Raw genomic sequence first — 10350 nt, 5'->3', positions numbered from 1 at the left:
ATTTCTAAAACTAAGTCTTGGACTTTAGTTGAAGTTGTTGAAGCTGCTGCTGAGTAATTAAACGTTCTTGCATCATCGGTCAATTTCGAGTACTCTTTGAGCCTTTCGAAATTGCGACCGGTGATGCTCGGTTTTGGAGTAGGGCAATGATTCAAACCGAAAGTATGCTCGACGTAGCAGACAACAGTGGTGCTCGCCGCGTACAATGTATTAAAGTACTTGGTGGTTCACATCGTCGTTATGCTTCTGTTGGCGACATTATTAAAGTTACTGTAAAAGAAGCTATTCCACGCGCACGTGTTAAAAAAGGTGACGTGATGAATGCTGTTGTTGTACGTACAAAATTCGGCATCCGCCGTCCAGATGGCTCTGTTATCCGTTTCGACGATAACGCAGCTGTTATTTTGAACAACAACAAAGCGCCGATTGCAACTCGTATTTTCGGACCAGTGACTCGTGAACTTCGTACTGAACAGTTCATGAAAATTATTTCACTGGCTCCTGAAGTTCTATAAGAGGCAATCATGGCTAAGATTAAAAAAGGCGATCAAGTTATTGTGATCGCAGGTAAAGAAAAAGGCAAACAGGGTACTGTTCTGTCTGTTTCAAATGACCGTGTTATGGTTGAAGGCCTTAACTTGGTTAAGAAGCATCAAAAGCCGAACCGTGCAACAGGTGCTGAAGGCGCTGTAGTTACACAAGAAGCTTCGCTTCATATCTCTAACGTGGCAATTTTTAATGCTACAACCCAAAAGGCTGACCGTGTTGGTTACCAGGTGACTGAAGGCGCGAAAACTCGCGTTTACAAGTCAAATGGTGAATCAGTGGCGGTAGCGAAGTAATAGGTTGAAAAGGCAATGGCCAGACTTAAAACGCGTTACAACGACGAACTTAAGGCTCAATTACAAGAGACTTTAGCCGTTAAAAATGTGATGGATATTCCTCGCATTACTAAAATCACGATCAACATGGGTGTTGGCGCAGCTGCTGCTGACAAAAAACTCCTTGATGGTGCTCTTGCTGATATGCAAGCTATCGCTGGTCAAAAACCAGTTCTTACGTTAGCTCGCAAATCAATCGCTGGTTTCAAAATCCGTGATGGTTGGCCGATTGGTTGTAAAGTTACTTTACGCGGCGAACGTATGTACGAATTCTTAGACCGTCTAATCTCGATTGCGATCCCTCGTATCCGTGACTTCCGTGGTTTCTCTGCGAAATCATTTGACGGTCGCGGCAACTACTCAATGGGTCTTAAGGAACAAATCATGTTCCCTGAAATCGATTTTGATAAGATTGATCGTATTCGTGGTATGGATATTACCATCACTACGACTGCTCGCACCGATGACGAAGGCCGTGCGCTTATGCGTGCATTCGGCTTCCCGTTCAAATAAGAGGTCGATATGGCTAAGAAAGGTATGATTAATCGCGAATTGAAACGCGAAAAAACTGTTGCTAAATACGCTGCAAAACGTGCTGAATTAAAAGCAATCATTGCAAACGTAAACGCATCAGACGAAGAACGTTTCGAAGCGATGATGAAATTTCAAGCATTACCGCGTAATGCATCTCCAGTACGTCTGCGTAACCGTTGCGGTCTAACTGGCCGTCCACATGGTTACTTCCGTAAGTTCGGTCTAAGCCGTAACAAATTACGTGACACAGTAATGCAAGGTGATGTGCCGGGCGTTGTTAAGGCAAGCTGGTAAGGAGCACTATAAATGAGTATGCAAGATACCGTTGCCGACATGCTAACACGTGTTCGTAACGCACAAATGGCAAAGAAACAAACTGTTTCTATGCCAAACTCAAAGTTGAAAGTTGCGATTGCTAACGTACTTCAACAAGAAGGTTATATCTCAAACGTAGAAGTTGCCGACAATGAAGGCAAAGCTACTTTGACTATTACTTTAAAATATTTCGAAGGCAAGCCAGTCATCGACACAGTTAAGCGCGTGAGCCGTCCAGGCCTTCGCCAATACCGTGGTAAAGATGCACTTCCTAGCGTTAAGCAAGGTTTGGGTATTGCAATTGTTTCTACAAGCAAAGGCATCATGACTGATCGCGCTGCACGTGCTGCAGGTATCGGTGGTGAAGTTATTGCTTTTGTATCTTAATAGGTGATTCCTCATGTCTCGTGTGGCTAAAGCCCCAGTAACTGTACCTAACGGTGTAACAGTTACTCAGAACGGCCGGCAGGTCGAAGTGAAAGGCAGCAAAGGTACGTTGTCTTTCAACCTGCATGCGCTGGTCGAGCTGAAACAGGAAGAAGGTAAACTTCAAATTGCTCCTGTTAAAGAATCTAAAGATTCTTGGATGCAAGCTGGTACTGCTCGCGCTGTTCTTAATAATCTTGTAAAAGGTGTGAACGAAGGCTTCGAACGTAAGTTGCAGCTGATTGGTGTTGGTTATAAAGCTGCGGTTAAAGGTAACGTTGTTAACCTTAACCTTGGTTTCTCTCACCCAGTCGACTATAACCTTCCTGAAGGTGTAACTGCTGAAACTCCGACTGCGACTGAAGTTGTACTTAAGTCAGCTAACAAGCAATTGCTTGGTCAAGTTGCAGCTGAGATCCGTGGTTACCGTCCGCCAGAACCTTATAAAGGTAAAGGTGTTCGTTATTCTGACGAAGTTGTACTTCGTAAAGAAGCTAAGAAGAAATAAGGCGCGAGGTTCTTATGAACGAAAAGAAACAAACCCGTTTGCGTCGTGCGAAAAGCACACGCTTGCACATCCGTGCATTGGGTGCGACTCGTTTGTGTGTAAACCGCACTCCGCGTCACATCTATGCTCAAGTTATTTCAGCAGATGGTGGCAAAGTATTGGCGCAAGCTTCTACTTTAGACGCTACTCTACGTGCTGGTACAACTGGTAATGTTGAAGCAGCTCAAAAAGTAGGTGCTTTAATCGCAGAACGTGCGAAAGCAGCTGGCGTTACTAAAGTTGCATTTGACCGTTCTGGTTTTAAATATCATGGTCGTATCAAAGCCTTGGCTGATGCTGCTCGTGAAAACGGCTTGGAGTTCTAATCATGGCTAAAGTTGAACAAAACGAAGGTCTTGTTGAAAAGCTGGTTGCCGTTGATCGTGTAGCCAAAGTTGTTAAGGGTGGCCGTATCTTCTCTTTCACAGCATTGACTGTGGTAGGTGACGGTAATGGTCGCGTAGGTTTTGGTCGCGGTAAAGCGCGCGAAGTTCCAGCTGCTATTTCTAAAGCACTTGAAGCTGCGCGCCGCAACATGATTACTGTTGACCTTGTTGACGGTACTGTTCAGCACCCTATCAATGCCCGTCACGGCGCTAGCCGTGTTTACATGCAGCCTGCTTCTGAAGGTACTGGTGTAATCGCTGGCGGCGCAATGCGTGCAGTTTTAGAAGCTGTTGGCGTGCGTAACGTATTGACAAAATGCTATGGTTCTACAAATGCTGCGAACGTTGTAAACGCGACTTTTAACGGTCTGCGCGATATGACTTCTCCAGAGAAAGTTGCTGCTAAACGCGGTCTTTCTGTAGAACAAATTCAAGGGTAATCAATCATGAAAACGATTAAAGTTACCCAGACTAAATCTGCATCGCACCGCTTGAAAAATCACAAGCTTAGCCTTAAAGGTTTAGGTCTGCGTCGTATTGGTCATACTGTAGAAGTGCAAGATACGCCTTCTAACCGCGGTATGATCAACCAAGTCTACTATATGGTTAGTGTAGAGGAATAAGCCATGACTCTGCGTTTAAATACAATTGCGCCTGCAGAAGGCGCTAAGCGTGATAACCTTCGCTTAGGCCGTGGTATCGGTTCTGGTGTTGGTAAGACTGGCGGCCGTGGTGTCAAAGGTCAAAATTCACGTAAGAGCGGTGGTACACGTCCTGGTTTCGAAGGCGGTCAAACTGCGTTATATCGCCGTTTGCCTAAATTCGGTTTCACTAGCCAGTTGGCTTTGAAAACTGCTGAAGTACGTTTATCAGAACTTGCTAAAGTTGAAGGTGATATCGTTTCACTTGAAACTTTGAAAGCTGCTAACGTTGTGCGTAAAGATATGCTTCGTGCACGTATCGTACTTTCTGGTGAAATTACTCGCGCTTTCACTGTACAAGGTGTTGCATTGACTAAAGGCGCTAAAGCTGCTGTTGAAGCTGCTGGCGGCAAAGTCGAGGAGTAATCCCCAGTGTCTATGACTCCTAGTTCTGCAGGTCATGTAAATATGATGAAAGGTCAGCCATTTCACGTGAAATACCGTGAAATTATTCGCCGAATGATGTTCCTCATTGGCGCTTTGCTGGTCTTTCGGCTAGGAGCGCATATTCCAGTGCCGGGCATTAATAATGCCGCGCTTGAAAATCTGTTTAATGCAAACCAGGGAACGATCCTTGGCTTGTTCAACATGTTTTCGGGCGGTGCATTAGAGCGCATGTCAATTCTTGCTTTGGGCATTATGCCGTATATCTCAGCGTCCATTATCGTTCAGCTGATGTCTACCGTAGTCCCATCACTCGAAGCTTTGAAAAAAGAGGGTGAGCAAGGCAAGCGTAAAATTAATCAGTATACGCGTCAAGGTACGCTGCTTCTTGCATTGGTGCAGGCAGTAGGGATGTGTGCAGGCCTGATCAGTCAAGGGATTACCTTGAGTTCTGGTTTGGCTTTTTACGTTCCGGCTGTAACTTCACTGGTTGCAGGCACGATGTTCCTGATGTGGCTGGGTGAGCAAATTACTGAGCGCGGGGTGGGCAATGGTATTTCCATGATCATCTTCGCCGGTATTGTTGCCGGTTTGCCGAACTTGGTTCTGCAATCCTTATCATCCACAGACAATGGCCAGACCAGCTTAATCGGCTTGGCGATTTTTGGCTTATTGTCACTGGCTGTTTTAGCTGCGATTGTGTTTATTGAAAAGGCTCAGCGCCGCATTCCAGTAAACTATGCGCAGAAACAGCAAGGCCGCCGCGTGTTTTCAGCACAGCAAACGCATTTGCCATTGAAAATCAATATGGCGGGTGTGATTCCAGCAATTTTTGCCAGCTCATTGCTTCTGTTCCCTGCGAGCTTAGGCCAGTGGGTAGGAAGTGCTGATCCAAATGCTGGATTGATTAAGCGCAGCCTGCAAGATTTGGCGCTCGTATTGTCGCCTGGACAGCCGTTATACTTGGTGCTTTTCGGTGCGTTGATTATCTTCTTCTGCTATTTCTATACGGCGCTGGTTTTCAGCCCGAAAGAAGTCTCAGAGAACCTGAAACGCAGCGGAGCGTATGTGCCGGGTATCCGCCCAGGTGAGCAAACTGCTCGTTACTTAGATCATATTCTCAACCGTTTGACGTTTATCGGCGCGATTTACATCACAGTCATCTGTTTAATGCCGATGATTCTGCAAAGCTCGTTTGGTATTCCATTCAGCTTAGGCGGTACGTCTTTACTGATCGTAGTGGTTGTCGTGATGGACTTTATGGCTCAGCTGCAAGCCCATCTGACATCGCATCAATATGACAATCAATCGTTAATGAGAAAAACGACTGCTCATCCTAAGGGATAAGCGCACTTAGAGGTTTCATCATGAAAGTACAAGCTTCTGTAAAGAAAATTTGTGGTAGCTGTAAAGTTATCCGTCGTAATGGGGTTATTCGCGTAATTTGCAGCGCAGAACCTCGTCATAAGCAGCGTCAAGGTTAATCTGATCAAGACCTGTTGATTTCAGTAGGCTAATTAGGTTATTATCCGCCCCTCAAGATTTTTGTGGGGCGGTTGATTGTCTTAACTGCCTTTTTGGAGAAAATTGAATGGCTCGTATTGCCGGTGTAAACATTCCGGATAACAAGCATGCTGTTATCTCTCTAACGTACATCTTTGGTGTAGGTCGCCACACTGCTAAGAATATCTTGGCTGCTGTTGGTATCGCGCCGACTACAAAGATCCGTGAATTAGATGACGCTCAGCTTGATGCGATTCGTGCAGAAGTTGCTAAGGTTCCGACCGAAGGTGATTTACGTCGCGAAATTTCCATGAACATTAAACGTTTAATGGATTTAGGCTGCTACCGCGGTCTTCGTCATCGTCGCAGCTTGCCTGTCCGTGGACAACGCACCAAAACTAACGCACGTACCCGTAAAGGTCCGCGCAAACCTATTAAGAAATAAGATTTCTGGAAGCTAAAAGATGGCTAAAGATACTCGCACACGCAAGAAGGTCACTCGTACCGTCTCTGAAGGTGTTGCACACATTCACGCTTCTTTTAATAACACCATTGTGACTATTACCGATCGTCAAGGTAATGCACTGGCTTGGGCTACCTCTGGTGGACAAGGCTTCCGTGGATCACGTAAATCAACTCCGTTTGCTGCTCAGGTAGCTGCTGAAGTTGCTGGTAAAGCTGCTTTAGACTACGGTTTGAAAAACTTGGACGTCCTTGTAAAAGGTCCTGGTCCTGGTCGTGAATCTGCGGTTCGTGCTTTAGGTGCAGTGGGTTATAAAATTAACAGCATTACCGATGTGACGCCAATCCCGCACAACGGTTGCCGTCCACCTAAAAAACGTCGCGTGTAAGGAGAAACATTCATGGCTCGTTATATTGGTCCAAAATGCAAACTCTCTCGCCGCGAAGGGACAGACCTGCAATTAAAATCTGGCGTTAAACCGTTTGACGTCAAAACTAAAAAAGCTGCTAAAGCGCCTGGCCAACATGGCGGCGCTCGTGCTGGAAAACAATCTGAGTATTCACTACAATTACGTGAAAAACAAAAAGTACGTCGTATGTACGGTGTTTTAGAGCGTCAATTTAGTAATTACTATAAAGAAGCTGCTCGTGTTAAAGGCGCAACTGGTGAAAACCTGTTGAAATTGCTTGAAAGCCGCCTGGATAACGTTGTTTATCGCATGGGTTTTGGTTCTACACGTGCAGAAGCTCGTCAGCTTGTATCTCACCGTTCAATCACTTTAAATGGCCGCCGCGTTAACATCGCGTCTATCCAAGTTAAAGCGGGTGACGTGATTGCAGTTCACGAAGGCGCTAAACAACAATTGCGTATCAAAAACGCTATTGAATTAGCTGCTCAACGTGGTATTCCTTCTTGGATGGAAATTGACCATTCTAAATTGGAAGGTACATTTAAAGCTGCGCCAGATCGTTCTGATTTACCTGCTGAAATCAACGAAAGCTTGATTGTAGAATTGTATTCTAAATAATCCTTGAGGTAGCAATAATGACGCGTACTGCAAATGAGTTTCTAACACCGCAAGCGATTAAAGTCGAAGCGGCAAGCGGGACCTCGGCAAAAGTTATTCTAGAACCTTTAGAGCGTGGTTTTGGCCATACTCTAGGTAATGCTTTACGTCGCATCCTACTTTCTTCTTTGCCTGGCGCTGCCGTGGTTGAAGTTGAAATTGAAGGTGTCGAGCACGAGTACAGTACTTTGGAAGGCTTGCAGCAGGACATCGTCGAGCTCTTGCTGAACCTGAAAGGATTGTCTATTAAGCTGTTCGATCAAAATGAAGCTTATTTGACATTGGAAAAACAAGGTCCTGGCGACGTAACTGCCGCTGACCTTCGTTTACCGCATAATGTTGAAGTGGTTAACCCTGAACATGTGATCGGCACGTTAAGTGCTTCAGGCAATCTTAAGATGCGCCTGAAAGTTGCTCAAGGCCGCGGCTATGAGACTTCTGACTCACGCTTCCCAGAGGGCGAAACCCGCCCAGTGGGCCGCCTGCAGTTGGATGCGTCTTACAGCCCGATCAAACGCGTTTCTTACACAGTTGAAAATGCTCGTGTTGAACAGCGTACGGACCTTGACAAATTGGTCATTGATCTTGAAACAAACGGTACTGTAGATCCTGAAGAAGCGATCCGCAAAGCTGCGACTATTTTGCAGCAGCAAATTGCGATCTTCGTTGACCTTCAGAAAGATCAAGCGCCGGTTGCTCAAGAGCCTCGTGAAGAAGTTGATCCAATCTTGCTTCGTCCAGTAGATGATCTAGAGCTTACTGTTCGTTCTGCTAACTGTTTGAAAGCAGAAAATATTTACTACATTGGCGATCTTGTTCAGCGTACTGAAGTTGAGTTGTTAAAAACTCCTAACTTAGGTAAAAAATCGTTGACTGAGATTAAAGATGTTCTAGCTTCGAAGGGCTTGCAGCTCGGCATGCGTTTAGAGAACTGGCCACCGGCTAGCCTCCGCATGGACGACCGCTTTGCCTACCGCAGCCGTTAATTAAGTAGGACTATCACCATGCGTCATCGTAATAGTGGTGTGAAATTAGGCCGTACAAGCAGTCATCGTAAAGCGATGTTCCAAAACATGGCGAATTCTTTGTTCGAGCACGAGTTGATCAAAACAACTGTGCCTAAAGCAAAAGAGTTGCGTCGTGTAGCTGAGCCTTTAATCACTTTAGCTAAAAACGATACTGTAGCGAACCGCCGTTTGGCATTTGCTCGTACTCGTTCAGCAGCAACTGTTGGTAAATTATTTACCGTTCTTGGCCCTCGTTACAAAGAACGTAACGGCGGTTATCTACGTGTTCTTAAAGCGGGCTTCCGTGCAGGTGATGCTGCACCGATGGCTTACGTTGAGCTAGTAGATCGCGAAGTTAACTAATTTCGCTGAAGAATAGCGTTTGCTGTTCCAAAAGGCTGGTTGAAAAACCAGCCTTTTTTAATGCCTGTTTGTCAGACAATTTAAGAGATTGTCCTCAGATGACAAGAATTTTGATCTGATTAATGAAAACTTGACATTGTGTATTGTCAAAATTGTGATTTAATAATTTCATGAACTTGAAATAGGTTAAAAGAACAACATGGAAAAGAACGTCGATATTCTGATTGTAGGCGCAGGCATCTCTGGGATAGGCATCGCTGCGCATTTGGCAAAAACTTGCCCGCAACGCTCATATGAAATTATTGAACGCCGCGAAAGCTTCGGCGGCACATGGGACTTATTTAAATATCCAGGCATCCGTTCGGATTCAGACATGTCTACGTTCGGCTTTAATTTCAAGCCCTGGAAAAAAGCCAGCGTATTGGCGGATGGCGCTTCCATTAAAGGCTATTTGGCTGAAGTCGTGGATGAATTTCAGCTGCAAAAGAAAATCCATTTTCAGCACCGTGTGCTGTCTGCCAATTATGATTCCGACAGCCGGAAATGGCAGGTGGTGATCGAGAACAGCAAGCAAGAGCAGGAAACCTGGGTAGCCAATTTTGTTTTGGGCTGCACCGGCTACTATAACTATGATCAAGGCTTTCAGCCGGATTTTCCACAGCAGGAACAATTCAAGGGCCAATTTATTCACCCGCAGCATTGGCCGGAGAATTTAGATTACCGCGGCAAGAAAGTGGTGATTATCGGCAGCGGCGCAACGGCCATTACATTGGTGCCGGCGATGGCGAAGGGCGGTGCGGGGCATGTCACCATGCTGCAGCGCTCACCGACCTATATTGCATCGATACCATCTGTCGATATGATTTACGACAAGATGCGCAAAGTGCTGCCGGAGGATGTGGCGTATAAACTGACCCGTGCGCGCAATATCGGCGTACAGCGCGCAGTTTATGCCGTTGCGCAGAAACAGCCGAAACTGCTGCGTAAATTCCTGCTGAAATCGATAGAGCTGCAGCTGAAGGGCAAAGTCGATATGAAGCACTTCACGCCAAGCTATAACCCATGGGATCAGCGCCTTTGCGTGGTGCCGGATGGGGATCTGTTTAAAATTCTGCGTGAAGGCCAGGCCAGTGTGGAAACCGATCAAATTGAGCGCTTTACAGAAAATGGCATTCAGCTGAAATCGGGCAAGCATTTAGAAGCCGATATTATTGTGTCTGCGACGGGCTTGAATATTCAAATTCTGGGCGGCATTCAAGCGACAATTGACGGCAAGCCGCTGAATACCTCGCAGCATATGCTGTATCAAGGCATTATGGTCAGCGATGTGCCGAATATGGCGATGATTATCGGCTATATCAATGCCTCTTGGACTTTAAAGGTGGATATTGCTTCGGAATATATCTGCCGTCTATTGAATTACATGGATGCCCATCATTACGACCAAGTGATTGCCGAAGGCGATGCGACGCAGCTGGAACAGGATACGGTGATGGGCAGCTTAAGTTCAGGCTATATTGCACGCGCCGCTGATGTGATGCCGAAGCAGGGCAAATCCGGCCCATGGCATGTCAGCAATAATTATTTGGCAGACCGTAAAGTGCTCAAACACGCCAGTTTTGAAGACAATGTTTTAAAATTTGCAAAAAAGTCTGATCAGCAAGCCGCTAAGCCGCGATTGGTCTCTTAGTTTTTTCATGAATATCCAAAGGGAGCAGTTTGCTCCCTTTTTTTGTGAACTGTGCGTCTAGTGCGCTGTACTTTATTTCATCGC

18 protein-coding genes are annotated in these 10350 nt (G+C 45.8%); all 18 read left to right on the top strand.

Annotation, left to right across the window (positions count from 1 at the left end; translation table 11 throughout):
• Positions 1-146: 146 nt before the first annotated feature.
• The 18 genes from rplN to ACE3T3_RS13220 all read left to right on the top strand — a co-directional run bounded on the left by rplN (position 147) and on the right by ACE3T3_RS13220 (position 10266).
• Positions 147-515 (top strand): 50S ribosomal protein L14, encoded by a 369-nt coding sequence (rplN, locus tag ACE3T3_RS13305; protein WP_004657680.1) that lies wholly within the window; start codon positions 147-149, stop codon positions 513-515.
• A 9-nt stretch (positions 516-524) separates the two neighbouring features.
• A complete protein-coding gene (gene rplX / locus ACE3T3_RS13300) occupies positions 525-842 on the top strand; it encodes a 50S ribosomal protein L24 (RefSeq protein WP_374667683.1) in 318 nt (105 codons plus the stop codon).
• A 15-nt stretch (positions 843-857) separates the two neighbouring features.
• The gene (gene rplE, locus ACE3T3_RS13295; protein WP_004691311.1) at positions 858-1394 is read left to right on the top strand and encodes a 50S ribosomal protein L5; all 537 of its coding nucleotides are present in this window, start codon (positions 858-860) and stop codon (positions 1392-1394) included.
• Positions 1395-1403: 9 nt separating this feature from the next.
• On the top strand, positions 1404-1709 hold the full coding sequence (gene rpsN, locus ACE3T3_RS13290; protein ID WP_016654889.1) for a 30S ribosomal protein S14: 306 nt from the start codon (positions 1404-1406) through the stop codon (positions 1707-1709).
• Between the two features lie 12 nt (positions 1710-1721).
• A complete protein-coding gene (rpsH, locus tag ACE3T3_RS13285) occupies positions 1722-2117 on the top strand; it encodes a 30S ribosomal protein S8 (RefSeq protein WP_005012969.1) in 396 nt (131 codons plus the stop codon).
• Between the two features lie 13 nt (positions 2118-2130).
• The gene (gene rplF, locus ACE3T3_RS13280) at positions 2131-2664 is read left to right on the top strand and encodes a 50S ribosomal protein L6 (RefSeq protein ID WP_374667680.1); all 534 of its coding nucleotides are present in this window, start codon (positions 2131-2133) and stop codon (positions 2662-2664) included.
• A gap of 14 nt (positions 2665-2678) precedes the next feature.
• A complete protein-coding gene (gene rplR / locus ACE3T3_RS13275) occupies positions 2679-3029 on the top strand; it encodes a 50S ribosomal protein L18 (RefSeq protein WP_005012963.1) in 351 nt (116 codons plus the stop codon).
• Between the two features lie 2 nt (positions 3030-3031).
• Positions 3032-3529: a 30S ribosomal protein S5 gene (gene rpsE / locus ACE3T3_RS13270; RefSeq protein ID WP_005012962.1), complete on the top strand. Its 498-nt coding sequence runs from the start codon at positions 3032-3034 to the stop codon at positions 3527-3529.
• Between the two features lie 6 nt (positions 3530-3535).
• Positions 3536-3712 (top strand): 50S ribosomal protein L30, encoded by a 177-nt coding sequence (gene rpmD / locus ACE3T3_RS13265; RefSeq protein WP_004786899.1) that lies wholly within the window; start codon positions 3536-3538, stop codon positions 3710-3712.
• A 3-nt stretch (positions 3713-3715) separates the two neighbouring features.
• Positions 3716-4156 (top strand): 50S ribosomal protein L15, encoded by a 441-nt coding sequence (gene rplO, locus ACE3T3_RS13260; protein ID WP_081406805.1) that lies wholly within the window; start codon positions 3716-3718, stop codon positions 4154-4156.
• A 45-nt stretch (positions 4157-4201) separates the two neighbouring features.
• Positions 4202-5521, top strand: coding sequence for a preprotein translocase subunit SecY (secY, locus tag ACE3T3_RS13255; RefSeq protein ID WP_374667695.1), 1320 nt, complete (start codon positions 4202-4204; stop codon positions 5519-5521).
• Between the two features lie 20 nt (positions 5522-5541).
• Positions 5542-5658: a 50S ribosomal protein L36 gene (gene rpmJ / locus ACE3T3_RS13250; protein WP_000867907.1), complete on the top strand. Its 117-nt coding sequence runs from the start codon at positions 5542-5544 to the stop codon at positions 5656-5658.
• Between the two features lie 107 nt (positions 5659-5765).
• Positions 5766-6122, top strand: coding sequence for a 30S ribosomal protein S13 (rpsM, locus tag ACE3T3_RS13245; RefSeq protein ID WP_004691296.1), 357 nt, complete (start codon positions 5766-5768; stop codon positions 6120-6122).
• Between the two features lie 19 nt (positions 6123-6141).
• Positions 6142-6528, top strand: a complete 387-nt coding sequence (rpsK, locus tag ACE3T3_RS13240) for a 30S ribosomal protein S11 (protein ID WP_001040166.1) — start codon at positions 6142-6144, stop codon at positions 6526-6528.
• Positions 6529-6540: 12 nt separating this feature from the next.
• Positions 6541-7167 carry a 30S ribosomal protein S4 gene (gene rpsD, locus ACE3T3_RS13235; RefSeq protein WP_374667675.1) on the top strand — a complete coding sequence of 209 codons (627 nt, stop codon included), beginning with the start codon at positions 6541-6543 and terminating at the stop codon, positions 7165-7167.
• A 17-nt stretch (positions 7168-7184) separates the two neighbouring features.
• On the top strand, positions 7185-8192 hold the full coding sequence (locus tag ACE3T3_RS13230) for a DNA-directed RNA polymerase subunit alpha (RefSeq protein ID WP_086213045.1): 1008 nt from the start codon (positions 7185-7187) through the stop codon (positions 8190-8192).
• A gap of 18 nt (positions 8193-8210) precedes the next feature.
• A complete protein-coding gene (rplQ, locus tag ACE3T3_RS13225) occupies positions 8211-8576 on the top strand; it encodes a 50S ribosomal protein L17 (RefSeq protein WP_004281488.1) in 366 nt (121 codons plus the stop codon).
• Positions 8577-8775: 199 nt separating this feature from the next.
• Positions 8776-10266 carry a flavin-containing monooxygenase gene (locus ACE3T3_RS13220; RefSeq protein ID WP_374667671.1) on the top strand — a complete coding sequence of 497 codons (1491 nt, stop codon included), beginning with the start codon at positions 8776-8778 and terminating at the stop codon, positions 10264-10266.
• Positions 10267-10350 lie beyond the last annotated feature (84 nt).

Source organism: Acinetobacter sp. (assembly GCF_041919735.1).
Taxonomy (GTDB): Bacteria; Pseudomonadota; Gammaproteobacteria; order Pseudomonadales; family Moraxellaceae; genus Acinetobacter.
This window is presented reverse-complemented; position numbering and strand designations above follow the sequence as displayed.